The sequence below is a fragment of the Flavobacterium sp. TR2 genome (genome assembly GCF_025252405.1).
In the GTDB taxonomy this organism is placed as follows: Bacteria; Bacteroidota; Bacteroidia; order Flavobacteriales; family Flavobacteriaceae; genus Flavobacterium.
Window position 1 is genome coordinate 2,391,878 of record NZ_CP104307.1, and the last position, 26,557, is coordinate 2,418,434.

A 26,557-nucleotide genomic window follows, 5' to 3' on the forward strand; every position below is an offset into this window, starting at 1 on the left:
ATATAAATTATTAAGATCATGGAAATTAAAGAAGAGTATTATTTCAAACCGAACGTTATTATTGGTCCATTAGTAGATAAATGGTACGCCTGGACACATTTAATCTCGCCCGCAACAGCTGCAATGAATATTGTTGAACGACATTTAAAAATCATGAATTCCTATATCCAAGCACCTATGATTCATGAAGCGGCAGTTAAAAATCCTAAAATGCTGGGAGGTCCTTTTATGGACTATGAAACAAGAAGGGTAGAAGAAATAAAAGAACTAAAAGCCGAAATTCTCGATAAGCAGGCTAACGCTATAGCATTATCTGATGCAATAAAAGAATTGGATAAAATGCTAAAATCCAAAGCAAAAGGAGCCTCTCTAGAACCATTGTACAAAGAAGTTCCGGAAATCTTAAAAGGATATGTAGAACTGGTTTATGATTTAAATAATAATGTTTCGTTTCGTTTTTTTGAATCGTTATTGTATCATAGCCCTTTTTATTCTAAACAATCGCAATCTATTTCCTTATGGGAAACATTGAATGACGAACGTCCGTTTTGTTTGAGCACGCCGCAATTAGAAGATCCTAAGGTATTGCAGTTGGATATTCCGTTTGATCATAAAGGAATTGATACTTTGAGCAGAATGAAAAGAAATCCAGGATCTATTGAGGATGTTGCAGAGGAATTAGGCGTTACACAAGATCAAATGGAGCTATTCAGAACTTTTTTTACTAAGAAAGAGCATCCAACTTATAAAAAATATACAGGAGACAAAGCCAGAATGCGTTATTTGGGTCATGCTTGTATTTTAATTGAGACCAAAGATGTTAGTATTCTTGTAGACCCTTTAATCAGCTATTATGGATACGAATCTACGGTAGAACATTTCTCAGATATTGACTTGCCGGATGTTATTGATTATGTATTAATAACACACAATCATCAAGATCATATTGTATTGGAAACACTATTGCCACTTAGACATAAAATCAAAAACATCATAGTGCCTGTAACAACAAGTGGCGCGCTTCAGGACCCAAGCATCAAATTAGCCTTTGAAAGCATAGGGTTTAAAAATGTAATTGAAATAGATGAGATGCAAGAAATTAAATTTGAGAATTGTACTATTACCGGTTTACCATTTACTGGCGAACACAGTGATCTTAACATTAGAGCAAAATCTTGCTTCCATATCGCAATAAATGAATTAAGCTTTTTGTTTGTTGCCGATTCAAGGGTAATGGAGCCAAGACTCTACGAACATATCCATAGAATAAAAGGAAATGTAGATGTTTTATTTTTAGGAATGGAATGTGCAGGAGCTCCTTTAAGCTGGCTCTATGGCTGTCTTATGACCCAGGATGTAAATAGAGAAGATGATCAATCCAGAAGATTAGCAGGCTGTGATAGTCAAAGAGGACTTTCTCTAGTTGATATATTCAAACCTAAAGAAGCTTATGTGTATGCCATGGGAATGGAACCTTGGCTGGAATTTATAAGCAGCATAAAATATACTGAGGAATCTCTTGCTATCATTGAATCAAATAATTTAATAAATACCTGTAAAGAAAAAGGAATTATTGCCGAAAGATTGTTTGGAGAAAAAGAGCTGCTATATGATTATGAAATGAAAAATGAGTTAATGCTTAATTAATTTTACGGATAATCCATAATGAATTAACTTATATAAAGCCTTGTTTTGATACGGCAAGACAAGGCTTTATTAATCAAATTTAATTACATGAAAAAAAAGCAACTGTTTTTATTACATTTTGCAGGAGGAAATATATACTCATTTGAATTTTTAAAATCTATTAATACAGATTTTGAAATGATACCACTAGAGCTTCCAGGCAGAGGAAAAAGAATAAAAGAAAAATTATTAACCTCCTATCAAGAGGCAATTAATGATATTTATTCGCAAATCATTACGATGCTTAATGGTGCGCCTTTTATGATTTACGGGCACAGTTTGGGCGCTACTTTGGCATTGGGAGTAACAGATTTGTTAGAAAAAAATAATACGCCGCCGCAATGTTTAATAGTAAGCGGAAACCCAGGTCCCGGCGTGGTAACTGAAAGAAAAAGATCTGATTTAGACAGAGCCGATTTTATTAGTATGCTTAAAGAATTAGGCGGATTGACAGAAGAATTATTGCAAAGCGAAGAATTGCTGGATTTTGTGCTGCCGATACTTAGAGCCGATTTTAAAATAGTTGAGGGAGATACTTTTGTTGAAAATACGATCGTAAAAGCTCCAATCATTGCTGTAATGGGAGATTTGGAGAAATATGCGGGCAGCATTTCCAATTGGAAAACACACACACTTTCTGAGTTTAATTCCTATATATTAAATGGAAACCATTTTTTTATATACGATAATGCAGATAAATTAATTCAAATTTTTGAGGCTAGTTATAACGAATATAAAATTTTAACGTAGGTAAATATTCCTGTAAGTTGATATTTTTTGTAAAAATATTCTTTAGTACGAAAATATTCGTACCTTTAAAAAATCAAAATTAAAGAAACTTATGGAAAGCAGGAAAGTTGAACCAACAAAATCAGAAATAGAAATCTTAAGCATACTTTGGAAGCATGGTGCTTCTAGTGTTCGTTTCGTAAATGATAAATTGAATGAAGAAGGGGAACGTGTAGTGAAATATACAACCACTTTAAAGCTAATGCAGATTATGAAAGAAAAAGGTATTTTGTATAGAGATGAAAGTAATATTAAACATTTATATAATGTAGTTGAAGACCAAGAAAAAACCAAAACTTTTTTATTAGAAACTTTTTTAAGCAAAATATTTGATGGTTCTGTAGAAAATTTGATGATGCAATTGGTTGGAAATAAAAAAAACTCAAAAGAAGAGCTGTTGAAGATTAAGAATATATTAGATAAAATGAACTAAACTAAACTGGAAGCAAATGGAAGCTATTTATAAAACACTATTGTATGTATTTATTAGTTCTTTTGTGTTTGGTATTATACTGGCAGTTATCACCTATGTATTTATGCTTTTATCTTCACATTGCAAAGCACAGCTGCGCTATAATGTGTTGGTAGCATTCTTATTTGTTTTTGTTGCAGCTATTGTGTTTTTTGGGATAACACATATAAGTAATCCTTACGAAACCATTCATCATCAGGTTGTTTTGCCCATTTTGTCTCACAATGATGGAAATTATAATCCTAACGTGGTACAAATGCCAGAATCTTTCCTGTTTTTTAAAACAGTATACCTTAAAATTTATGATTTCGCGTTAGAAATAACCTTGGTATGGAGTTTCATATTTTGTTACAAAATGATTAAGTTGCTTTTGGGAATTCAAAATATAAGAAGTTTAATTTTCAAAAACAAAATAGAACTGAATGGCGACTGGAATAGTAAAATTCTACAATATTGTAACAAGATAGGAATCAAAAAAAATGTCAAAGTATATCTTTCGTCTGCAATTAGTTCGCCAGCTGTTTTTGGATTTTTTAAACCAATTGTATTAATACCAATCCAACTCACAACGGGTCTATCTTCAGACCAACTTGAAGCGGTTATCTATCATGAACTCATTCATATAAAACGATATGACACAATTATAAACTTAGTGCAAAATCTATTAGAAGTGATCTTCTTTTTTAATTTGCCTTTGCTGTGGTTGTCTAATCTTATCAGAATCGAAAGAGAGAAATGTTGTGACGATGCTGTCTTAAAAATCACCCACAACAAAAAAGATTACATCAGTGCCTTATATATCTGTGCCCAAATGAATGTTGGAAATCAAGAGCTGGCAGTTGGTTTTGCCAGTAATAATGAGATTTTGCTGGACAGAGTGGAACGTATCATACTTAATGGACAGAATTCTTTTAATAAAATCAAGATATCTGCATTTCATAGCTTCTCAATATTCCTTTTTGTTTTACTCGTAGGTTTTATTTATCAACTAAAGCTTTACAATATATTCAATACACAGCCGGAAACCTTGACAAATGAAATTGCCAACTCTCCGGCAGATAGTGATTATATTATTTTAACTGGGATTACCGCTAATACATTATCTGAAAAAGAAGGCAGGAATATAGTATCTGTCTTAAACAGAATGATTAACCAAATGAGCGATGAAAAACTTATAACGAATAATGCCGAAAAAGTATCTTTTCTATTAGATAATAATCAGCTCATTATTAACGGAGTAGTGCAATCTGATGAGATTTTTAATAGATACCAAAGCAAATATATAAAGAAGAGTGATTGGCGTATATGCTATAATTTTAAAATAAAAAAGTAAAATGATCTGATTTCTTTTTAGAATCATACTATAAAATCAAATAATCTTAACTAAAAAACTAAATGAATTATGAAAACAACTAAAACTTTGATTGCAGCTTCGCTAATGTTCTTCATTACTGCTGTCGGTCTGGCGCAAAATAATCAAAAAGAGCCAAAAGTAAATGAACGAACTTTTACAGGAATTACAGGACAAGCTATAAAAGAGTCTTCGGAGGTAAGTAATGTTGAAAAACTGATTGAAGAAATAAGTAATGAAATATATAAAGAAAAATTAGCAGTAGCGGGTGCTGGAAAGTTGTCTTATATGCTAAATAATAAAGAATTTATAATAAACGGAGTTCTGCAAAAATCTGAAATACAACAAAGGTATGCAAGTAAATACATCAAGAAAAATACTAAATGGAACATTTGCAAAAACTATAAGATGAAATAATCGAAGTCTTTTGCAATTATGCTAAAGTTTGTTTTTTAATAGATTCTTTTATTAATGCTCTTACTTTTAGAATTAGTATCAATTCAATATTTTCAATAGTCTAATACTAATTTTTCATTCCTTAAATTTTATTAACCTAAAAAAGCTTGAGTCTACTTCACGGTATTTCTCAGAGGTAGCCTTGTTACATATATTAACTTACATTACCCATTATGTTTTGTCCATTTTAGCCTATTTAAAGCTGGAATGACGCAAACAAAGAACATTAAAAATGATTTGCTAACAGTGTAAATTTTTAAAGCTAGTTGTTTGACAGCATTTTGCGTAATGTGAGATATTAAAAAAATAAAATAAAATAAAATAAAATGAAGTACTATTATAGTCGTATAAATTATATCGCTTTACTATGTCTAATTATTTCTCTATCTAACTCAATATATGGACAAAACTCAAATGCATCAATTTCAGGAAGCGTCATTGATGCGGGGAATAAAGAGCCAATAATTTTTGCGACAATTCTTTTGTTGAATAATGAGAATGAAACCTTAATAAAGAGTGAATTATCTCAAGATAAAGGAGATTTTAATTTTAAAAACCTGAAAAGCGGTCACTATATCATTAAAATTATTCACGATGATTACGATACGTTCAAGACTGCTGTCATTACTATAAAAGATGATAATCAAAAACAATTGCAGCCTATAGAGATGGTCAAGGCAATGAAAATAGAAAACTTGAACGATGTTTTGGTATATCAAAAGAAAAAGAATTTTGTTGAGACTAAAATCGATCGTACTATTTTAAATGTTGACGCTTTAGAATCAAATACTGGAATCACGGCTTTAGAATTATTAAAAAAAGCGCCCGGAACTAGTATAAACGATCAGGGAGTTGTAAGCCTCAATGGGAAATCAAATGTTACCATTTTTGTAGATGACCGCCCAACTTATTTGTCAGGAGTCCAACTTGAAAGTTATTTAAGCGGTTTGTCTTCAGATAATGTCGACAAAATTGAAATGATGACAAACCCGCCTGCAAAATATGAAGCGGCAGGAAATGGGGGAGTGATCAACATCAAATTAAAAAAGAGTAAAAAAGAAGGAGAAAACGGAAATGTAGTCTTGGGAGTGAGGCAGCATAAATACACAGAGTATAACACAACCTTTAATCTGAATAAGAAAAAAGAGAATTATAATGTATTTCTGAATGGCAATATTGGTTATAAAAAACGTTTTCAGGATCTTTATATTAATAGAAATTATACAGATACAGGCAATTATAGCAGACAGGAAACCAAAAATGTTGGGGATGGCATACTATTCAGTCTTAAATTTGGCGCAGACTATAATCTTTCAAAAAATACAGTAATCGGAATAGTTACTGATGGTTTAATTTGGAGTGGCAATGATATTGATAATACCCATAATTTTTTATACAATTCGTCACAAGCCCTTGATTCAATTATAAAAACAAGAGGAGATTCTGATAATAAATTCAGAAATAGCGGGATAAACCTAAACCTTAATCATAAGTTTAATGAGAAGAGTGATTTCAGTGTAAACTTGGATTACTTGTCATATGATACAGATCCTTTTCAAGAATTTACAAATACAATAATTCTTCCAAATGAGGAATATTCAGATATGCTGGTAGGAGGATCGGCTTCTACTGTAAAGGTTCACTCTGGAAAATTAGATTATTCCAATCAGCTGAGCGAAAAAATAACCATTGAATCAGGATTTAAACACAGTTATACCAAAACAAATAATGAAAGTAATTATGTGGATATTGTGGACAATGTTTCGACGCCAAACCTAAATCAGAATAATACATTTTTATACAATGAGAACATCACCGCTTTATACGCTAACTCGAATGGAAATTTTGGAAGGTTTTCGATGCAGCTGGGACTTAGGTATGAAAATGTTAAACTTAGTGGAGAACAATTAGGAAATGAAATAAAGCCCAGGGTCAAGAATACAACACATTATGATAATTTGTTTCCTACCCTGTATGTATCTTATAAATTAGATTCTTTAGCCAATAATACTATAGGGATTAATTACGGAAAACGAATTGACAGACCATTTTATCAAGATTTGAATCCAGTTGTTATTCAGGTAGATAAACTAACTTTTTATGAAGGAAATCCATATTTAAAACCATCGTATGCTAATAGTATAGAGTTTGTCTATTCGTATAAAAGTCTTTTGAATGTTAATCTTGGATATAGTAAAATTAAGGATGAGATTCAAGAAACCATACAAATTGTAGATGGCATATATTATAGCAAACCTGGGAACATAGGAAAAACTCAGGTTTCAAACCTTTCGATTAGTTCTTCTTTTAACATTTTTACCTGGTTGATTTTCAGTGGAAATGCTCAATTATCTTATAGAGACAGCAGAAGCGAATTTTCTGGCACCGAATTAAAAAACTATGGTTTTAATTTTACCATTGACCCCATATTTCAATTTAAACTCAAGAAAGATTGGAATATTGAATTATTGGGCAAGTATGTAGGAAAGACCTATGTAGCCCAATTTATTACGAGTCCATACTGGTTTGTTGATATAGCGCTGAGTAAAAAATTATCGACCAGAAGCTCATTGAAATTGGTCTTCACAGATATTTTTAGAACAAATATCAATAAAGGAATCATAAATAATCTTATCAATACAACAGCTGATTACAAGAGTTTGAGTAATACAAGGCAGATTAGATTGTCTTTTACGTATAATTTTGGAGATAAAATTTCTAAGCAAGAGCGTGAAAACAACAGTATAGATAGTGAAAGAAGTAGAATTAAATAATTATTGTTTGAAAACTTTTTTTTGAAAAAGACATAAAATTAAAGATTCCAATATGCAATTATGAGAGATGTTGAAGAAACGAGTGTCTCAAATTGGAAATTGGAAAAATTTTACCAGAAATCATTTTGAATTTAAAAAACCACTAATACACGAAATAAATTATGCTTAAGCTAAAATTTTCACAGGCTATTTACCTTCTGCTTTACGCGATCCCTAACACCATTCTCAGTTTCGGAATCATATACATCATGAACAATGTAATCTCGGGCAAAGAAGGTTTTTTGACGGATTATATGGGAATCGTATTTGTATCAGTCGTAATTTACACCTATCTGCTCAATATCATATTCCAAAAAAGAATCAATAAATATTCTTTTGAGATGTTGTATGAAAATGAAAAAAAGATATTTGACAAAATATTGAAAGCACCTTTGATTGCCCTTGAAAAAATGGGATCGCAACGCTTTTATACCGCCATAGAAGATTTAAGAGTATTTTCGTCTTTTCCAGAGGTGGTCACCCATACTATCAATTCTTTATTGATGGTATTACTTTGCATGATATACTTGTTTACCTTATCGACAGCAGCAGCTTTGGTCGTTATTGTTTTAATAATTTTAATTGCTGTTTTTTATCTTGTTGTAATCAATACCATGTCTCAAAAAGTAGGGAATCTTAGAAAGTTCAACGAGCATTATTATAAGTATGTAGATGATGTCATTAAAGGTTTTAAAGGTTTCAAACTAAGCGGCCAGAGAAGAGAAAATCTAATGAATGCACACCTGTCTCCTAACAGAGAAAGCGCTAAAGGACTGGATTTTAAAATTAATTATGTCTTTTTGTCCATTAATTTGATAAGTCAATATGGTTTGTATTTAGTGATCGGAGTTATTCTTTTTTTATTGCCAGAATTGAATATTCTTAAAAGAGAAGATGTTATTTCGTATGTTGTTATTATCTTGTTTATTGCCGGGCCTATAAACAACTTGATTAATATGCAGAACGTCTATACGCGTCTGACAGTTGCTAATGCCAGAATTAAAAAATTCATGAGCGATTTTGATACTGCCCCGGTAACTTTAGATAACAAAAATGTGCCAGTTGAAAGTTTTAGTTCGCTGGAATTCAATAATCTCTCTTTTGCTTATGACAGCGACACGATGGAGAAGTCTTTTGCTTTGGGGCCAATAAATACATCGATAAAAAAAGGCGAAACGATATTCATTATTGGCGGAAACGGCAGCGGGAAAAGTACATTTATAAATATATTGACAGGTTTGTACCAGCCTTCGGAAGGTGAAATGATTTTAAATGAGGCAGCCACAAATTCAAGTACTGCCACACAAAATTTAATAGCTGCTGTATTTACTGATAATCATATTTTTTCTCATAATTACGATAATTATTCTTTAGAGAAAAATGAAGAATATCAGAAATTATTAAAAATAATGGAACTCGATAAAGTCGTGTTAGACGACAAAGAAGAATCGGCAAGACGTTCCTTTTCTAAAGGACAAAGCAAAAGAATGTCTATGATACTTGCGCTTTTAGAGAACAAACCTATTTTGGTTTTAGATGAATGGGCAGCAGATCAGGATCCGCATTTCCGCAAATATTTTTATGAAAATCTATTGCCTAAACTCAAAGAAGAAGGCAAAACAATTATCGCGGTTACGCATGATGATGCTTATTTCAAATATGCCGACAGAATTATAAAATTTGATTATGGTCAAATTGTGAAAGATTTTAAGGTGGATGACAATGTTGTGTCAACGGAAAGTTTATGGTATAGTGAGGTGAAGTAACAGAGATAAATAAAATGTACAAATTCTCAATCAAAAGTTTCACTCAGATTTTCGAGAATTCTTTTTTGTGATTTTATTAAAAAAAATCTGTTAGGAGTCCCATCTGCTTGAAAGAGCACATTATGAGTTGTCATCTTTATTCTTTAGCCTCAATAGCTGAGTCATTAAACCAAAAACATTTATTTGCAAATGAAACTTACCCTACCCCAGCAAGATGTTTATTTTGATCAATTGTTGTTTCCAAATGAACCGATATATAATATTGGAGCTAAAATTGAAATTAAAGGAATAATAAACATTGAAATATTCAAAAAAGCATACGTTGAATTAATTAATCAACATGATGCTTATAGAAGCATTATTATAAAGGATGAAGATGATATAAGAATCAAAATAGTTGAAGAACACCAATCTGAATTGGGTTTTATAGATTTTTCAAAACATGAAAATGCAATTGATGATGCCAATTTCTATATGCAACAGGAATTCATGAAACCTTTTGATTTATTGAAGGGAACTCTTTTGCATATTTTTACTCTGGTAAAAGTTCAGGAAGATTTTCATTATTTATTTTCGGTCTACCATCATATTATAACTGATGGCTGGGGCACTTCCTTAATGTTTCAAAGATTGGTTCAAAATTATAACGAGATTTTTGAATTTGGCGAAATTAAAACAGTGTATTCTTTTAGTTATAAAGACTTTACGGAAGATGATGCCGAATATCAAAATTCCGAATCGTATAAACAAGATGCAGAACGCTGGGTTAAAAAGTTTGAGTCTTTACCTGAGAATTTGTTTGAAAAACTAGACGATACACTTCAAATTAATAAAAGCAATCGTAAGGAACTGATTGTAAAAAGAGAAGTCTACAACAAATTAAATCAGCTAGCAGCTATACACAAATGCTCGACATTTAATTTAATTCTCGCAGTTTTATATATTTATTTTGGAAGAAAACACCAGAATAATGATTTTGCAATAGGTTTGCCTGTTTTGAATAGAAGCAAATCCAAATACAAGAAAACGGTCGGTCTCTTTATGGGAATTTCACCTTTAAGAATCTCTTTGGATTTTGAGGCAACTTTTGAAAATTTAATCATTGATATAAAAAATCAATTAAGAAATGATTACCGCCATCAAAGATTTCCTCTGGGTAAACTAATTCAGGAACTTCAAATTTTTAATGAGAAAGAAAGATTATTTAATATTACGCTTTCTTATGAAAAACAAAATTATTCTAATGATTTCCAAAACACGCAAACAAGGGTAATTCCATTAACCCATCAGTCAGAGCGTGTGGCTTTGGCTATTTACATTAGAGAGTTTGATGAACAGGAAGATGTGAAAATAGACTTTGATTATAATCTGAATTATTTTGATGATTCACGAATAACAGAAGTTACCCATCATTTTGAAAATTTAATTAACGCTGTTTTAGTTTCTCCTGATAAAAAACTGAGAGAGTTAACCTATTTGTCTAAAAAAGAAAAGAATCAGCTAACGGTTGAATTTAACAACACAAAAGCTGATTACCCGAAAGACAAGACGCTGATAGATTTGTTTGAGGCGCAAGTAGAGAAAACCCCAGAAAAAGAAGCCCTAAAAGATGATCATAAATCCTATTCTTACTCTGAACTTAACAAGTTTTCAAACCAACTAGCAGAACATCTTATTGCGGCTTATGGCGAAAAAGATAAGTCACCAATTGCAGTCCTATTAGGAAGATCTGCCAATATGGTTGCTGTTTTATTAGGCATTTTAAAATCAGGCAGGTCCTATATTCCTTTGGATCCTGCTTTTCCAAAAGAGCGATTAAGTTATATTGTTGAAAACAGCCAAAGTAAAATACTTATTAGCGAAAAGGAGTATGAATTAGAAGGTATTCAAGATGTCACGATTGTGTCATTAGATAATATTTTAGCCGGAATTGATGTATTCGAAGGCATCAGATCCGCAACTATTTCTCCTAAAGATACAGCCTATATCATATACACATCAGGTTCAACCGGGAACCCCAAAGGCGTTGAAATAGGACATCAATCCTTGCTTAATTTTTTAATCAGCATCCAGCAAAAACCAGGAGTTAGTTCAAATGATGTATTGTTTTCGGTAACGACTTATTCTTTTGATATTTCAATTTTAGAGTTTTTTGTGCCATTACTTTCAGGAGCTGTTTTATATATCGCAAGTCAGGAAATTTTAAAAGATCCTAATTCTATTATCCGAAAAATAGAGGAGATACAGCCTACCATAATTCAAGCCACTCCAAGTTTTTATCAAATGTTGTTTAATGCGGACTGGCATGGGGACAAAAGATTAAAAGTACTGTGTGGAGGCGATTTATTAAGCCAAGCATTGGCCGAAAAGCTCATCAGCAGTAGTTTGGAAGTTTGGAATATGTATGGGCCGACAGAAACCACAATTTGGTCCAGCATAAAAAAAATTGAACGTCCAAAAGAAGAGTCCAATATAGGGAAACCAATAAACAATACACAGTTTTATATATTAGATCCATTTTTAAGTCCCATGCCAATAGGGACACCTGGAGCCATTTATATTGCAGGAGATGGATTAGCGAAAGGGTATTATAAAAATGAGACGCTGACCAAAGAAAAATTTATTGAAAATCCATTTGATGCTGGAAGTTTATTATATGAAACTGGTGATGTAGGAAAGTGGAATGATGAAGGCGAAATTGAGTTTTTAGGAAGAAATGATAATCAGGTTAAGATTAGAGGTTATAGAATTGAGCTTGGGGATATAGAGTCGCAATTAAATCAAATAGAAGGAATTAATGATTCTGTAGTAATTGCTAAAAAAGGAAATCAACAAGAAGCTTTTTTAGTGGCTTATGTTTTAAAAAGTGAAGAAGAAATTGATACGGAAAAAATCAGTGCAGCGTTGAAAATGAATCTTCCCTACTATATGATTCCCAATGCAATCATTCCTCTAGAAAGATTTCCGCTTACTCCAAACCAAAAAGTGGATAGGAAATCATTATCGCAAAAAGCCATTCAGCAAAATACGAATTATGATGACTTTAAAGCTCCTGTTTCCTATTTAGAAAAAAAACTTTCTGAATATTGGAAAGAAGTATTATACAGTAAAGAACCTATAGGCGTAAATGATAATTTTTTTGCTCTTGGCGGACATTCACTAAATGCCGTTAAATTGATTGGACTAATTGCCAAACAGCTTTCGTTTGCGATTACTTTAAAAACGATTTTTGACTATCCAACAGTTGGATTATTAGCTGGCTATTTACAAGAGCTAAAACCAAGTCAATCGAGTGCCATATCATGGTCTGAATCTAAAAAATTTTACGATGTGACTCCTTCCCAATACAATATTTGGTTAGCGTCTCAACAAAAAAATGGTTCAATAGCTTACAATATGTCAGCTGCTTATAGCATTGAGGGGATTGTAAATTTGGATAGTATTACAAATGCAATAAATGAAACAATAAATAAGTATGAAATTTTAAGGACAAATTTTATTGAAAGAGATGGAGTTCCTTATCAAAAAATTAATGCTCCTGAAAACGCAAGGTTTGAAATTGCTGTCGACAAATTAAAAAGTGAAAAAGCCCGAGAAACTATAAACCAATTAGTTAATACAGCATTTGATTTAGAAACAGATTTATTAATAAGAGTCAGACTCCTTCAATTAGAGACAGATCAATTTATAATGCTCTTTTCTACGCATCACATTATAATGGATGGATTGTCTCTAGAAATTTTTATCAAAGAATTTATTGAAAATTACAATAATCATGCTTCTCTAGACGCAGCAAAAGTAAATGCTTTGCAATTTCAATTTAAAGATTATTCGGAATGGTTCAATAAAAAATGGGATGATAATATTTTTAAAAACAAATTGTTTTGGGAAGAATATCTTAAAAACTATCATCCTAAAGATTCTTTCGACAGGGATTTTAGCATTGAAAACAATCAGCAAAGCGGAAGCAAGTATTTGTTTGAACTGACAACCAATGTTACTTCAGATTTAAAGGAATTAGCGCTTTGCGAGCAAGTCACTTTTTATACCATTTTAGTAGGGGCTTTAAATGTTCTCATTTATAAACTCTCTAATCATAATGATATCTGTATAGGAACCGTAAACAACGGAAGAAATATCCTAGAGATACATAATCAAATTGGGATGTTTGTTAAGACTCTTGTTTTAAGAACGCAAATTGAGCCAGAGCTCACTTTTGCTGATATATTGAGAAATACGCAAAATAATTTATTAGAAATAAATGATTATGAAGCAGTCCCATTCGAGAAACTGTCTCAATCTCTTTTTGACGTTATGCTGGCTTATCAAAATCCAGAGTTTTCATTTGAGAATATCGATCAATTAAATGGTTTAAAATTAACGTCTTATCCTATTGACAACAAATACAGCAGGATGCCTGTTGTGTTTAATTTGTTTGAAAGCGATAATAGGCTGAAAGGTATTATAGAATATAACTGTGATTTATTTGAGGAAGATACGATAGAAATTATTGCTTTGAAATACAATAAAATTTTAAATGAAATAGTAAAAAATCCATTAATGAAAGTGGATTTAATTGATGCTAGATTAGAATTTGAGAAAAGCACGGCACTTGATTTTGATTTTAATTTCTAAAAAAAAACATCTCTAGTTTTGATTTACATCTATTATTCTTATCTGTCTAAGGAAAATCACGAAAGTTTGTTGAAAAATGATCTGCCGAAATTTCCAGTTGATTATCAAGAGAAAATTAAGCGATACCGAAGATGGCAAGATGCACAATTGTCACTTTTAGGGCGAATAATATTGTTTAAAGGGATTGAAGAAATTTACAAGCATAATCCTTACGACAAAGTGATCAAACACACCAAATATAGTAAGCCTTACTTTGATAATGATTTAATCCAGTTTAATATCTCACATTCAGGAGATATTGTTGTCTGTGCATTAAATGATAAACATGAAATAGGGATTGATGTTGAAATTGTAAGCGATATTGAAATAGATGAATTTAAAGATCAAATGACTGAAAATGAATGGAAGAATATTGTTTTGGCGAATAATATAAAACGTTCTTTTTTTGATTATTGGACACAAAAAGAAGCCGTGATAAAGGCGCATGGCCACGGATTGTCAATTCCCCTAAAATCATTTGAAATTTTGGATAATACGACCAAAATCGATGAAGAAAAATACTATTTGAAGGAAATGAAAATAGATGAAAGATATAAATGTTACATCTCACTAAAAACAAATATCAGTGAAATATCAATAAAAAAATATACTATAAATCCAATAATTTAATCATAAAACAAAATGAAAAACCTAAAGGGACTATTTTTTCTCCTATGTCTGCTGCCAGCTTGTTTGTTTTCTCAAACAGATACTTTTAAATTAGAAAAAACAAAAACTTTCTTTCCTGAAGAAAAAATTATTAATCAAGATAATATAGAATGGAGGTACTTAAACGTCCCTGAAAATTGGGATAAACCAAAGGGTAAAGCAATTAAAATTGCAGTTGCAATTTTAAAATGCACCTCAAAAAATACAGCCTCAAATCCTGTTTTATATGTTGAAGGAGGGCCAGGAGCAGGAGGTATTGAAGGAATTTGGAATTGGTTGAGACATCCGTTAAGAGAAAATAGTGACATTGTTTTAGTTGATGTTAGGGGCACTGGCAATTCTTTGCCTAAATTTTGTCCTGATTTAGGAAAAAAATTCTTGGAAATACTATCTAAAAACCAGAACAGCACGCAAGATGAACAGCAAAAAGCTATTGCTGCAATGGACTGTAAGCAAGATTTATTAAATAGAGACATCGATATAAACTCGTACAATAGTAAATCAATTGCTAAAGATTTAAATGCTTTAAAAAAGGCTTTAAAGTATAATAAATGGAATGTTTATGGGGTTTCTTATGGAACTTACACAGCTCAGGTTTATGCAAATGATTTTCCTCAGGATATTAAATCCTTAATTTTGGATTCTTCGATTTCAGATATTTCTACATATTATAATCATAATACTGGAAATTACATGAACAGCCTTAAAAAAGTTTTTAGCGCCTGTGAAAACGATCCTAATTGTAATGCGCAATACCCAAATCTGGAGAGTACCTATTATGAAACAATAGAAAAATTAGATAAAAATCCTATAACGATTAAAGTTGATAAGAGAATCATTCCTAGCGGGGAGTTTACCTATAATGCAGAAGATTTTAAAATTGCTATTCAACAATCCCTCTATCAAAGAAAATTAATTGAAGTATTGCCCTTGTTAATTACAGAATTTAATAAAGGAAACAAAAGTACTTTGAGTTCGCTTGTCGCTGCTTTTTCAGGGGCTTTAAGATTAGATTATGGAGCGTATTATTGTGTGAGCTGTAACGAAACAATTCCATATAACTCGATTTCAGAATTTAACAAGGAGGCGCTTAATTATAAAAAATTAAAAGGAGGATTGTCTTTTTATAAATCAGACTTTTTAGTATGCGATAAATGGAATTTAGGAGTTGATAAGTCGTCTAAGGCTTTAAATGATTTATCTAACCTGCCATCATTGACAGTTCCAGTATTAGTATTTTCTGGATCATTTGATCCTATTACTCCAGCTTCAAACGGGAAAACTATTGTTGGGAAGTTCAAAAATGGTTTTTTAGTAAATGCTCCAATTTCTGGTCATGCACCTAGTTTTTCGAAAATTGGATCTGAAATTTTAAATGAATTTATAAAAAATCCAAGTAAGAGCCCTGATGCGAAAGGATTTCAATCAAACAATAAAGTTCATTTTGTTACCGATGTAAAGGTAAATGGAGGCATTTCTAATTTTGCTAACAGCCTGAATGAATTCGATATGTTATTTTTTGTACCGTTCTTAATCGCCGTTCTTATTCTGTTAATTTCAATTTTCAGTTTTTGCTGTGCACTAATTAGAAATAGGAAAAATGCTGCCCAAAATAAATTCATGAAGTTTTTAATTATAGTAACTTCTTTATTGGGCTTATTTGCAATTATTGGTTTTGTTTTAGCTGTAAATAGTACAGCTCAAGACAATTTTTACATACTTGCTTTTGGAGTTCCAAATCAATTTGATTACTTGTTTGTCATTCAATGGGCTTTTATAGTATTTACTATGATTTCAATACTTTATTTTGCTCTTAAAATTAAGTCTATTTTGAATAAAAGCGTTGTTGTAGCTATTTTGTTCTCTTTATTACTTATCGGTGTTTATTTCCAGTATTGGGGATTTTTATTCTAAAATAATTTTTTTTGCCAGTTTTTCAAGTTCGTGATATGAGATTTTTAGCATATTAGAATAGAGTAAAGCTTCTGTCTCACTTGGTAATGGCTTTATCTTTAGAGTTATAATGTCAGATAGTATGTAGTTAACCTCTTTGTTCTTAAAACCGCTTTAGTTTTATATGACAGAAAAGGGATATAAAAGGAAAAAGCCTGCAAATCTTACGAGTTGCAGGCTTTACCATTTTTTTTTCGGATTTTTTGAAAAGATTTAGTTACCCATTTGAGAGAAAAATGACTCTAAAGAAACGGGGTAACGAACAGGGGAAACCATTCTTTGATAAAACATATGCTTTTTGAAAAGTGTGTAAAAATAAAAAAGCCTTTAAACACTTGTGTTTAAAGGCTTTTTATTTTTAAAGTTTCTTTTAAAAACTTCTACTGGCGGAGAAAGAGGGATTCGAACCCCCGGACCTGTTACAGTCAACAGTTTTCAAGACTGCCGCATTCGACCGCTCTGCCATTTCTCCAGTATGTCGCTATCAGTGCCTGATTGCGGGTGCAAATATAAGACGGTTTTTCGGTTATCAAAACTTTTTTTGGACTTTTTTTTAAAGTTTTTTGAGATAATTTACAAGTGTCTAATTATCAGTATTTCCGAAAGCGACGCTTTTTTGAAAATTAAATCAAATCGTCTAAAATTGGCGTTGGTTTTTTGTGTTCGTCGACAGCAACAAACGAAAAAGTTCCAGATACTACCGTTTCGCGAAGCTCCGAATACATTTGTTCCATGAAAATATCGACGTGAATTTTACAGCTTGTTCTTCCAACGCTGTCTACTTTTGCAACTAATTCAATTAAAGTTCCTGCTGGAATCGCTTTTTTGAAATCAATCTGACCTGTCGAAATTGTAACTACTTTTTTGCGGCTGAAACGCGTAGCGCAGATAAAAGCAACTTCATCCATAAGATGCAATGCTGTTCCTCCAAACAAAGTGTCGTAATGATTCGTTGTACTAGGGAAAACGGCTTTAAAAATTCGAGTTTCCGATTTTTGTATTCTTTCTTCTACTGTTCCCATATTAGTAATTAACGTATTCTGTAATTTCAAGTCCGTATCCAATCATACCAACTCGTTTTGTTTGTTCTGTATTCGAAACCAATCTGATTTTAGAAATATCTATATCATGAAGAATTTGAGCTCCAATACCATAATCTTTGCTGTCAATGATAACTTTTGGTGCTTTTAAAGTTCCGTTAGCTTGTAATGTTTTTAGCTCAGAAATTCTATTCAAAAGGTTAACAGCCGTCATGTCTTGATTGATAAAGATTACAGCACCTTTTCCATTTTCATTAATCACTTTAAACATATCGTCCAATTGCTGTTCGGCATTATTGGTCAATGTGCCTAATAAGTCATTATTTACCTGAGAAGAGTGAATTCTTGTTAAGATAGGCTCCCCAAGATTCCAAGTTCCTTTGGTTAAAGCAATATGGATTTGTTTGTTTGTGGTCTGTTCGTAAGCTCTTAAGCGGAAAGTTCCAAAACGAGTTTCGATATCAAAATCCTCTTTTTTAACGATTAAGCTATCGTGCTGCATTCTATAAGCAACCAGATCTTCTATAGAAACTAATTTTAAATTAAATTTTTTAGCCACTTTAACCAATTCTGGCAAACGGGACATTGTTCCGTCTTCGTTTAAGATTTCGCAGATCACGCCTGCAGGTTTAAATCCAGCTAGACGCGCAAAATCAATAGCAGCCTCAGTATGTCCTGTTCTTCTTAAAACACCGCCTTGTTTGGCGATTAAAGGGAAAATATGGCCAGGGCGAGCTAAATCGTGAGGTTTTGTATTTGGATCAACTAAGGATTCAACTGTTTTAGATCTATCTGCAGCAGAAATTCCAGTTGTAACACCTTGACCTTTTAAATCAACAGAAACAGTAAAAGCTGTTTCCATATGATCTGTATTGTTGGTCACCATTGCGCGAAGATCCAGTTCTTTGCATCGGCTTTCTGTAAGAGGCGTACAAATTAAACCACGTCCGTGAGTAGCCATAAAATTGATCATCTCTGGTGTTACTTTTTCGGCAGCAGCCAAAAAGTCACCTTCATTTTCACGATCTTCATCATCGACTACAATGATTACTTTACCTTGACGAATATCTTCTATAGCTTCTTCAATGGTATTCAATTGTATTTTTGTTGTTGACATAATTATTTTTGCTTTTGAGCAGGCGAAAACCGCTCAGAGATTTTCTGAATTAGTTGTGAAATTGGAGTTGTAATTGCGTCAAAATTAATTAATCCATTGTCGTTTGTGGCACGATAGGTTAATAATATGGCAAGTGGAGACAATATAAAAGAAGACATCCAAGAACCCATAAAAGGAGTCATTCCGCCTTCTTGAGACAGCCTTTTTCCAAATGTATTGATAAAATGGAAAGTAATAAAGATTAAGACCGCAAATACAATAGGAAGCCCAAGCCCTCCTTTTCTAATGATAGCACCAAGAGGAGCCCCAATAAAAAACATTAGGAAACAGGCAAAAGCAATAACGAATTTCTCGTATAATGCATTATAATGTTTATTGATTTCTCGCTCTTTATCTTTTAAATCTCGCTGAGTAGTTTCTATAGAATAAATATTGCTGGTTATATTGCTTCCAGCCATTTTTAAAACATCTACTTTGTCTTTGTTGGAATAAATAGATAACACATCGTTTGGAAGTGGTTTCTTCTTGATATTTTTTTGAGAATCAATAGCAAATCTTTTAATTCCAACTCTCTGATTAATGTTCTCAGAAAAAGAAACAATTTCGTTATCTAAATTTTTGCTCAATGAGTCTAGAGTGTAGCGTAACTCGTTAACATTTAGCATTGCATTTGTTCCTGCAATGCTTTCTTTGCTGTCGTCAACTTTGTTAAGCTCAGATAAATCGATATTGATGATCTGCGTTTTAAACTTTCCTTTAATGAAAGGCATTTTTGCACGATCCTCATATTTTTTTGGAGTAACATCCTGGTAATAGTAACCGTCATTTAAAACCAGTTTTAAAATGCTAGATTTTTCACTGCTTACAAGTTCACCAGTTTTTGCTTTAATAACGGTTTTATTTTCTCCCATATTATTCGCTTTTTCGTGAATAGTTACACCTGCCAGATGATTGCCGTTTTCGCCAGATTTTTTGTTTACTTTAATATTGTAAGTTCCAACATCATTAAACTGACCTTCGGCAATAGCCATTGCAGGCTTGGCTTGCGCGATGTTTTTTCTAAAGTTAACGAATTTATATTCGGCATAAGGAATAACATTGTTGGCAAACCAAAAAGCAACAATGCTTAAAACGAAAATGAAAATAATCAATACTCGCATCGCTCTTTGCAAGGAGATTCCTGAAGATTTCATTGCGGCAAATTCATAGTTTTCAGCCAGATTTCCGAAAGTCATGATAGAGGCTAATAAAACCGAAAGCGGTAAAACCAGCGGAATAATACGCGGCATAGAAAAAAGCAGGAATTTCACGACCAAAATCAAGTCGAGATCTTTACCTGCTAGTTCTGAAATAAATAGCCATACTGTCTGTAGTATGAATATGAAAAATAAGATTACAAATACCGTGGTAAATGTAAGTAAGAATGTTTTTAATAAGTATTTGTCTAGAATTTTCAACCTTCTGATTAATCTAATTTATTGATGTAGTATTTCGGGTATTTACTCGCTACAAAGGTAAATTGATTTTTTGATAATGGCTGATTGGTTTTAAAAGAATTAACGGTTAAAGTTGTTTTTGTTCCGTTTTTCCCAGTTTCAATCAAATTGTAAATGTGTTTTGTCTGAACGTCAATACCTAACAAAATTTCTTTTCTTTGGTCTTTTCTGCTAGTTGGAACTAATTTGATGTATTGAATTTTTCTTCCTTTTACATTCTGAACAATGTCCATGTTGTATTTGTAGCCAGAATTGAAGAAAGTAAGCATTTTTGAAGGAGTAATTGCGTTATCATCTTTCTCGTTTACTTTAGAAATAGTAACTTCTTCGTCTTCAGGAACGATAGTGTATGTTTTCTGACCGTCAAAGATTTTGGTAACACCCATGAAATTCAAAACATATTGATTTCCTTTCATCGTTACGTTTCCTTTACTGTCTTGATTAATGTTTTCTTTGGCATTATTCAAAGAATATTTAAAATCGATAACAATATTGTCGTAGCTTTTTATTTTAGAAGTTACTTCGTTCAATAAATCTTTCGCTTTTTTATCTTGAGCCTGAATAGAAGTGAAGCTCAAAAGCAAAATAACTGCCATTTGAAGACACTTTTTAGTCATGTTTGTGATAGAATTGTTGTTGATTTCTTGAATTTTTGCTTTCATGATTGGATTAATTTTGTTCATTATTAAAAAATTGATCAAGAGCATTTAAATCTAAGATGTTTACACTGCGTGCTTTACTGCCTTCAAACGGACCAACAATACCTGCTGCCTCAAGTTGGTCGATCAAACGACCCGCTCTGTTGTATCCTAATTTTAGTTTTCGTTGCAATAAAGAAGCAGAACCCTGCTGTGCATTGACAATTATCTCTGCCGCTTCTCTAAATAAAGTATCTCTTTCGGAAATATCTATATCAAGATTGATGCCACTTTCTTCTCCAACAAACTCTGGAAGCAAATAAGCTGTAGCGTATGCTTTTTGTCCTCCAATAAAGTCTGTAATTTTTTCCACTTCAGGCGTGTCAATGAAAGCACATTGCACACGAATTACATCGTTTCCATTGGTGTATAATAAATCTCCGCGTCCAATCAACTGATCGGCTCCCTGAGTGTCTAAAATAGTTCTAGAGTCAATTTTTGAAGTTACTCTAAACGCAATTCTGGCAGGGAAATTGGCTTTGATTAAACCTGTAATAACGTTTACAGATGGTCTTTGTGTAGCAATAATCAGGTGGATACCAATGGCTCGGGCTAATTGGGCCAGACGTGCAATTGGAACTTCGACTTCTTTTCCTGCGGTCATAATCAAATCGGCAAACTCATCGACAACCAGAACAATGTATGGTAAAAATCGGTGGCCAGCTTCTGGATTTAATTTTCTAGACTTAAATTTTTCGTTGTATTCTTTAATATTACGAACCATCGCATCTTTCAATAAAGAATAGCGATTATCCATTTCCACGCAAAGGGAATTTAAAGTATTGACAACTTTTGCATTATCTGTAATAATAGCATCTTCTGTGTCAGGAAGTTTGGCCAAATAATGTCTTTCAATTTTGTTGAAAAGCGTAAGCTCAACTTTTTTCGGATCGACCAAAACAAATTTTACTTCTGCTGGATGTTTTTTGTATAAAAGCGAAGTTAAAACCGCATTTAATCCAACAGACTTTCCTTGTCCAGTTGCTCCCGCCATCAATAAGTGAGGCATTTTAGCAAGATCGACAACAAAAGTTTCGTTAGAAATGGTTTTTCCTAGTGCAATTGGCAATTCCATTTCGGCTTCTTGGAATTTTGCGGCTCCAATGACGCTTTTCATAGAAACCATAGTTGGGTTTTTGTTTGGAACCTCAATACCGATAGTTCCTTTTCCTGGAATTGGTGCAATAATACGAATTCCTAATGCTGATAATGATAAAGCGATATCATCTTCCAGGCTCTTAATTTTTGAAATTCTGATTCCCGCTTCTGGTACAATTTCATATAAAGTAACCGATGGTCCAACGGTTGCTTTAATCTGTGCGATTTCAATTTTGTAATTGCGAAGCGTATCTACAATCTTATTTTTGTTTTCTTCTAATTCTTCTTGATTTATCGTAATTCCGCCTGTCGAATATTCTTTTAATAAATCGATGGTTGGAAATTTGTAATTTGATAAATCCAAAGTTGGATCAAATAATCCGAAATCGGCAACGAGACGTGAAGCCAAGTTTTCTTCAATAATATCTTCTTCCTCTGCTTTTTCTATTACAAATGCCTCTTCTGGAGTGGCAGTAATTTGTACAGGCGGCGGTTGAATAGGTTTTAAAATCGGGTTTAATTCAATTTCTGAAGCATGAGAAATTGTTGGCTTTAAAGCTTCCTTGTTAAGTTCGAATTGCGTGTCAACTGTTTTGATGTGAATATCATCTATTTCAGGATCGCTTTCTACTTCTTCTTTAATTGCAAATTCTTCCAGATTATAAGCGCTTTCTGGTTCATTTACAGCAGGTTTTAAAGTGTCTAATTCAGATTTGAATTCTTTTTTGGTTGAATCAAAATACGATTGGATTTTTTCTGGCGATAATTTGATTTTGAAAATCAAGTAGACAATCAAACCAAAAAGCAGTGTAAGCAGAGTACCTGTTTTTCCTAGGTAATCCTGCAGGAATAAATTTAATTCATACCCAATTGTTCCTCCTAATTCTGGTGCAGAAGTAGCAAAGAAGCCAAATAATATAGAAACGATAATGATGGCAAACATATCCCAGAACCAAGTGTTTTTTAGCTTTTGAGTTGAAAGTTCCAACGCTAAAAACATTCCGGTAAGGAAAAATAAACGCACGAAAACGAAAGAAGCAAGTCCAAAACCTCTGTAGATAATTAAATCAGCAAGATAAGCTCCGAATTTTCCGAGCCAGTTCTCTGCAACTTCAGTACGGTCGCTAAGTTGGTTTACAACACTTTGATCGTTTTGCCATTGTCCATTTACATAAAAAGAAATAAATGCGACCAATAGGGCGATAGAAAAAAGAACCAAAAGACATCCTAAAACAAATTTTTGCTGTTTAGATATCTTAAAAGATTTTTTATTTCCTTCTTGTTTGTCGTTTTTTTTATCTGCAGTTTCTTTTTTATTTTTTGCCATTCTTGCGTTTTCCTTTGCCTAAAATTTTGGAATATAAATAATCAAGCCTATTGCAATTGCAGTCATTGCGGCAAAAAATACCGCTCCAGCAGCAATATCTTTAATAAATCCGATTCGTTTGCTGTAATCAGGATGGATAAAGTCGGCAATTTTTTCAACTGCTGTGTTTAATCCTTCGATTGCTAAAACTAAACCGATTGCCAGAGTTTGACAAAGCCATTCGGTTTGTGAAATATGAAAATAAAAACCTAAAATAGTCATTATGATTCCTAATGAAAATTGGACCATAATGCTGTGTTCTGTCTTAATTAATTTTACAGCGCCGTTAAAAGCATAAGTCATGCTTTTTAAACGGCCTGTAACAAATGTGTTGTCTTTTTGAAACTCCATTTATAGGAAAATATTATAATGCGGCTAAAGCTGCTTCGTAATTTGGTTCGTTTGCGATTTCTGCAACTTGTTCTGTGTGAACGATTTTACCGTCAGCATCAACAACAATGATGGCTCTTGAATGTAAACCTGCTAAAGGTCCGTCAACGATTTCTAAACCGTTTGCTTTACCAAAAGCTCCAGTTTGAAAATCTGATAAGTTTACTACATTTTCTAAACCTTCGGCACCGCAGAAACGTTTTTGAGCGAAAGGCAAATCTCTAGAAATGCATAAAACTGTTGTGTTTTCCAATCCGCTTGCACTTGCATTGAAAGTTCTTACAGATGTTGCGCAAGTTCCTGTATCAACACTTGGGAAGATGTTTAAAACTAATTTTTTACCAGCGAAAGTGCTTAAAGAAGCAACTGATAAATCGTTTTGTACTAATTTGAAGTCAGCTAATTGTGATCCAACAGCTGGCAATTCGCCTGATGTATGAACTGGATTTCCTCCTAATGTGATAGATGCCATGATTTTTGTTTAAAATTAATGAGGCTCAAAAGTAAGGATTAATATTTGAATCTAAAAGTATTTGTTACGGGTTTAAGGAGAGATTAAGGTTGGTTTTTGGATCGCCACGAATTCACGAATTTTATATTGAAATAGCACGTTTTATATTTAGTTTGTCAGGCTGAGCGTAGTCGAGGCCCAGATAAGTGGTTCCACAATCTAAGTCGCAAATCTTTGGCGATGTACTTTGCGCGGGCTTCTCCCGAAGCCTCGGGACGCTCAGCCTGACAATTCTTTGTCGATAAATATAAAAGTCAATTGAAACCGTTTACCCGCGAGAGGGATAGGAGCTGGCTACCGGAGTAGCGCGGATAGCCCGACAGCATCCTGATAAAAGGGCGCATATGCGCAAAATGGGTTGGCCCTTTTATCGGGATGGTGGCTCGCCCAAATTATTTTAGATTTTAGTCCCGAAGCCTCGGGATAAATTTTAGATTTGCTTCACGCTTGTCAGGCTGAGCGGAGTCGAAGCCCGCGCAAAGTAATTTTGACAAAGATTGCAGAGCTACGTACGTGGACTTCGACTCCGCTCAGCCTGACAAATATTGCGTGTAAGCTGTGACTAAAAACTGCGACTAAAAACAAAAAAAGCGTCCCCAAAATAGAAACGCTTTCTTAGTCATGTTTTTTGTTTTTTCTTTGAAAAAGAGGTCGATATTATTTATCGATAGAGCCTAGTACACGTTTCATGAACGTATTTAAAGCTTCTTTTTTGTCTGTTCCTTGTGCTATCAATTTTTGCACTTCAAGGGCACCGTACATATTTGAAATCAATTCGCCGATTACATCTAATTCTTCATCTTTTAGAGAAGGAATTTCAGTCATGGCTTCTAGAACTTCGATAGTTTCTATAATGTAATCTTGATCGTTTTCTTCGATGAATTGCGTTAAATGCTTAATTACTGGTAATTTCATGTTTAGATTTCTTAGATTTTTAGACTTGCTTAGACTTTTTAGACTTTCCATAAATTTTTTACATCATCTAAGATGTCTAAAAATCTAAGGAAGTCTAACGATCTGAAATTAAGCAATTGCGTTTACAAGATCGATTAAAACTTCTTGTTTGTTAGTTTGCGTTTCACCAACCAATTGTCCGTTTACGAAAGTTGCGAATGTTGGCAAGTTGCTTACATTAGCTAATTTTCTTGATTCAGGAGAATTTTCTGCATCAACCAAAACAAAAGTGATAGCTTCATTTTCTGTTGCTAATTTTTTGAATTTTGGTTTCATAATACGGCAATTTCCGCACCATGAAGCTGAATATTGCACTACTACTTTTTCGTTTTTAGCAACTAAATCTGCTAACGTATCTTCGTTTAAGTCGATTAACATTTCTTTATTTTTTAAGGTTCAAAGTTGCAAAGGTTCAAAGAGACAAAGTTTTTGGAAACTTTATGTTTAAGTATTTTGCAAAACTAGATTATTTTGCATTTTGACCTTTGTATATGTTTAATTAGAAGGGATTTTTAAAGTAACAAAAGTTCAGGGGCAAAGTCTTTGACTTTGTTTATAAGCAGCAAAAAAGCCTTTGCCACTTTGTACCTCTGAACCTTTGTACCTTTATAAAAAATTAGTTTGCGCTTAAGTATTCAGCAGTGCTTAATCTGTCAGCAGTCATTGCTTCTTTACCAGCTTCCCAGTTTGCAGGACAAACTTCACCTTTAGTTTGGATGTGAGTGTAAGCGTCAACCATTCTTAAGTATTCGTTTACGTTACGTCCTAATGGCATATCGTTTACGCTTTCGTGGAAAATTTTTCCAGTTTCGTCAATTAGGTAAGTAGCTCTGTAAGGAACGTTTGAACCTTCGATGATAACTGAATCTGTATCTTCGCTATAGCTTGTAGATTCGATATCAAGAATACCTAAAATGTTAGCTAAGTTACGGTTTGTATCTGCTAAGATTGGGTAAGTAACACCTTCGATTCCACCATTGTTTTTTGGAGTATTTAACCAAGCAAAGTGAACTTCGTTTGTATCACAAGAAGCACCGATTACGATAGTATTTCTTTTTTCAAATTCTGGTAAAGCAGCCTGAAAGGCGTGTAATTCTGTTGGACATACAAAAGTGAAATCTTTTGGGTACCAAAACAATAATACTTTTTTGTTGTTGTTTACTGCTTCTTCAAAAATGTTGATTTTTAAATTGTCACCCATTTCTGAGATAGCATCTACTGCAATACTTGGGAATTTTTTTCCTACTAAAGACATATT

General features: G+C 32.8%; 20 protein-coding genes and 1 tRNA gene. 10 read left to right on the plus strand and 11 right to left on the minus strand.

Annotated elements, in window-relative coordinates:
• The first annotated feature begins 18 nt into the window (after positions 1-18).
• The 10 genes from N4T20_RS10540 (at position 19) to N4T20_RS10585 (ending at position 16,590) form a co-directional block, all read left to right on the plus strand.
• Positions 19-1,647: an MBL fold metallo-hydrolase gene (locus N4T20_RS10540; RefSeq protein WP_260672959.1), complete on the plus strand. Its 1,629-nt coding sequence runs from the start codon at positions 19-21 to the stop codon at positions 1,645-1,647.
• A gap of 87 nt (positions 1,648-1,734) precedes the next feature.
• Positions 1,735-2,436 (plus strand): thioesterase II family protein, encoded by a 702-nt coding sequence (locus N4T20_RS10545; RefSeq protein ID WP_260672960.1) that lies wholly within the window; start codon positions 1,735-1,737, stop codon positions 2,434-2,436.
• Positions 2,437-2,527: 91 nt separating this feature from the next.
• Positions 2,528-2,908: a BlaI/MecI/CopY family transcriptional regulator gene (locus N4T20_RS10550; RefSeq protein ID WP_260672961.1), complete on the plus strand. Its 381-nt coding sequence runs from the start codon at positions 2,528-2,530 to the stop codon at positions 2,906-2,908.
• 16 nt (positions 2,909-2,924) lie between these two features.
• On the plus strand, positions 2,925-4,280 hold the full coding sequence (locus tag N4T20_RS10555; protein WP_260672962.1) for a M56 family metallopeptidase: 1,356 nt from the start codon (positions 2,925-2,927) through the stop codon (positions 4,278-4,280).
• A gap of 69 nt (positions 4,281-4,349) precedes the next feature.
• On the plus strand, positions 4,350-4,715 hold the full coding sequence (locus N4T20_RS10560) for a hypothetical protein (RefSeq protein WP_260672963.1): 366 nt from the start codon (positions 4,350-4,352) through the stop codon (positions 4,713-4,715).
• Between the two features lie 365 nt (positions 4,716-5,080).
• Complete coding sequence (locus tag N4T20_RS10565; protein ID WP_260672964.1) at positions 5,081-7,528, plus strand: outer membrane beta-barrel family protein; 2,448 nt, start codon at positions 5,081-5,083, stop codon at positions 7,526-7,528.
• Between the two features lie 161 nt (positions 7,529-7,689).
• Positions 7,690-9,333 carry a cyclic peptide export ABC transporter gene (locus N4T20_RS10570; RefSeq protein WP_260672965.1) on the plus strand — a complete coding sequence of 548 codons (1,644 nt, stop codon included), beginning with the start codon at positions 7,690-7,692 and terminating at the stop codon, positions 9,331-9,333.
• A 189-nt stretch (positions 9,334-9,522) separates the two neighbouring features.
• Positions 9,523-13,968, plus strand: a complete 4,446-nt coding sequence (locus tag N4T20_RS10575; protein ID WP_260672966.1) for an amino acid adenylation domain-containing protein — start codon at positions 9,523-9,525, stop codon at positions 13,966-13,968.
• Positions 13,969-13,986: 18 nt separating this feature from the next.
• Entirely contained in the window at positions 13,987-14,637 is a 651-nt protein-coding gene (locus N4T20_RS10580; RefSeq protein ID WP_260672967.1) for a 4'-phosphopantetheinyl transferase family protein, read from the plus strand.
• A 12-nt stretch (positions 14,638-14,649) separates the two neighbouring features.
• Positions 14,650-16,590 (plus strand): alpha/beta hydrolase, encoded by a 1,941-nt coding sequence (locus tag N4T20_RS10585; RefSeq protein WP_260672968.1) that lies wholly within the window; start codon positions 14,650-14,652, stop codon positions 16,588-16,590.
• A 423-nt stretch (positions 16,591-17,013) separates the two neighbouring features.
• On the opposite strand, the gene N4T20_RS10590 is transcribed toward N4T20_RS10585, so the two are convergent.
• The 11 genes from N4T20_RS10590 to N4T20_RS10640 form a co-directional block, all read right to left on the minus strand.
• Positions 17,014-17,101 (minus strand) — tRNA-Ser (locus tag N4T20_RS10590).
• A gap of 151 nt (positions 17,102-17,252) precedes the next feature.
• Positions 17,253-17,651, minus strand: coding sequence for an acyl-CoA thioesterase (locus tag N4T20_RS10595; protein WP_260672969.1), 399 nt, complete (start codon positions 17,649-17,651; stop codon positions 17,253-17,255).
• 1 nt (position 17,652) lies between these two features.
• The gene (ribB, locus tag N4T20_RS10600) at positions 17,653-18,786 is read right to left on the minus strand and encodes a 3,4-dihydroxy-2-butanone-4-phosphate synthase (RefSeq protein ID WP_260672970.1); all 1,134 of its coding nucleotides are present in this window, start codon (positions 18,784-18,786) and stop codon (positions 17,653-17,655) included.
• A 2-nt stretch (positions 18,787-18,788) separates the two neighbouring features.
• Positions 18,789-20,243: an LptF/LptG family permease gene (locus N4T20_RS10605; protein WP_260672971.1), complete on the minus strand. Its 1,455-nt coding sequence runs from the start codon at positions 20,241-20,243 to the stop codon at positions 18,789-18,791.
• Between the two features lie 8 nt (positions 20,244-20,251).
• Positions 20,252-20,944, minus strand: coding sequence for an outer membrane lipoprotein carrier protein LolA (locus N4T20_RS10610; RefSeq protein ID WP_260672972.1), 693 nt, complete (start codon positions 20,942-20,944; stop codon positions 20,252-20,254).
• 7 nt (positions 20,945-20,951) lie between these two features.
• Positions 20,952-23,405 carry a DNA translocase FtsK gene (locus N4T20_RS10615; RefSeq protein WP_260672973.1) on the minus strand — a complete coding sequence of 818 codons (2,454 nt, stop codon included), beginning with the start codon at positions 23,403-23,405 and terminating at the stop codon, positions 20,952-20,954.
• An 18-nt stretch (positions 23,406-23,423) separates the two neighbouring features.
• Entirely contained in the window at positions 23,424-23,795 is a 372-nt protein-coding gene (locus N4T20_RS10620) for a diacylglycerol kinase family protein (RefSeq protein ID WP_260672974.1), read from the minus strand.
• Positions 23,796-23,808: 13 nt separating this feature from the next.
• Entirely contained in the window at positions 23,809-24,306 is a 498-nt protein-coding gene (tpx, locus tag N4T20_RS10625; protein ID WP_260672975.1) for a thiol peroxidase, read from the minus strand.
• A gap of 696 nt (positions 24,307-25,002) precedes the next feature.
• Complete coding sequence (locus N4T20_RS10630) at positions 25,003-25,260, minus strand: DUF6952 family protein (protein WP_260672976.1); 258 nt, start codon at positions 25,258-25,260, stop codon at positions 25,003-25,005.
• A gap of 108 nt (positions 25,261-25,368) precedes the next feature.
• Positions 25,369-25,677 carry a thioredoxin family protein gene (locus N4T20_RS10635; protein WP_007805605.1) on the minus strand — a complete coding sequence of 103 codons (309 nt, stop codon included), beginning with the start codon at positions 25,675-25,677 and terminating at the stop codon, positions 25,369-25,371.
• Positions 25,678-25,915: 238 nt separating this feature from the next.
• The gene (locus N4T20_RS10640; RefSeq protein WP_111365461.1) at positions 25,916-26,554 is read right to left on the minus strand and encodes a peroxiredoxin; all 639 of its coding nucleotides are present in this window, start codon (positions 26,552-26,554) and stop codon (positions 25,916-25,918) included.
• Positions 26,555-26,557 lie beyond the last annotated feature (3 nt).

Excerpts from the sequence above, each read along its gene's own strand:
- N4T20_RS10540 (WP_260672959.1), top strand. The coding sequence starts at position 19 with ATGGAAATTAAAGAAGAGTATTATTTCAAACCGAACGTTATTATTGGT.
- N4T20_RS10545 (WP_260672960.1), top strand. The coding sequence starts at position 1,735 with ATGAAAAAAAAGCAACTGTTTTTATTACATTTTGCAGGAGGAAATATA.
- N4T20_RS10550 (WP_260672961.1), top strand. The coding sequence starts at position 2,528 with ATGGAAAGCAGGAAAGTTGAACCAACAAAATCAGAAATAGAAATCTTA.
- N4T20_RS10555 (WP_260672962.1), top strand. The coding sequence starts at position 2,925 with ATGGAAGCTATTTATAAAACACTATTGTATGTATTTATTAGTTCTTTT.
- N4T20_RS10560 (WP_260672963.1), top strand. The coding sequence starts at position 4,350 with ATGAAAACAACTAAAACTTTGATTGCAGCTTCGCTAATGTTCTTCATT.
- N4T20_RS10565 (WP_260672964.1), top strand. The coding sequence starts at position 5,081 with ATGAAGTACTATTATAGTCGTATAAATTATATCGCTTTACTATGTCTA.
- N4T20_RS10570 (WP_260672965.1), top strand. The coding sequence starts at position 7,690 with ATGCTTAAGCTAAAATTTTCACAGGCTATTTACCTTCTGCTTTACGCG.
- N4T20_RS10575 (WP_260672966.1), top strand. The coding sequence starts at position 9,523 with ATGAAACTTACCCTACCCCAGCAAGATGTTTATTTTGATCAATTGTTG.
- N4T20_RS10585 (WP_260672968.1), top strand. The coding sequence starts at position 14,650 with ATGAAAAACCTAAAGGGACTATTTTTTCTCCTATGTCTGCTGCCAGCT.
- N4T20_RS10595 (WP_260672969.1), bottom strand. The coding sequence starts at position 17,651 with ATGGGAACAGTAGAAGAAAGAATACAAAAATCGGAAACTCGAATTTTT.
- ribB (WP_260672970.1), bottom strand. The coding sequence starts at position 18,786 with ATGTCAACAACAAAAATACAATTGAATACCATTGAAGAAGCTATAGAA.
- N4T20_RS10610 (WP_260672972.1), bottom strand. The coding sequence starts at position 20,944 with ATGAAAGCAAAAATTCAAGAAATCAACAACAATTCTATCACAAACATG.
- N4T20_RS10615 (WP_260672973.1), bottom strand. The coding sequence starts at position 23,405 with ATGGCAAAAAATAAAAAAGAAACTGCAGATAAAAAAAACGACAAACAA.
- N4T20_RS10620 (WP_260672974.1), bottom strand. The coding sequence starts at position 23,795 with ATGGAGTTTCAAAAAGACAACACATTTGTTACAGGCCGTTTAAAAAGC.
- tpx (WP_260672975.1), bottom strand. The coding sequence starts at position 24,306 with ATGGCATCTATCACATTAGGAGGAAATCCAGTTCATACATCAGGCGAA.
- N4T20_RS10630 (WP_260672976.1), bottom strand. The coding sequence starts at position 25,260 with ATGAAATTACCAGTAATTAAGCATTTAACGCAATTCATCGAAGAAAAC.
- N4T20_RS10635 (WP_007805605.1), bottom strand. The coding sequence starts at position 25,677 with ATGTTAATCGACTTAAACGAAGATACGTTAGCAGATTTAGTTGCTAAA.
- N4T20_RS10640 (WP_111365461.1), bottom strand. The coding sequence starts at position 26,554 with ATGTCTTTAGTAGGAAAAAAATTCCCAAGTATTGCAGTAGATGCTATC.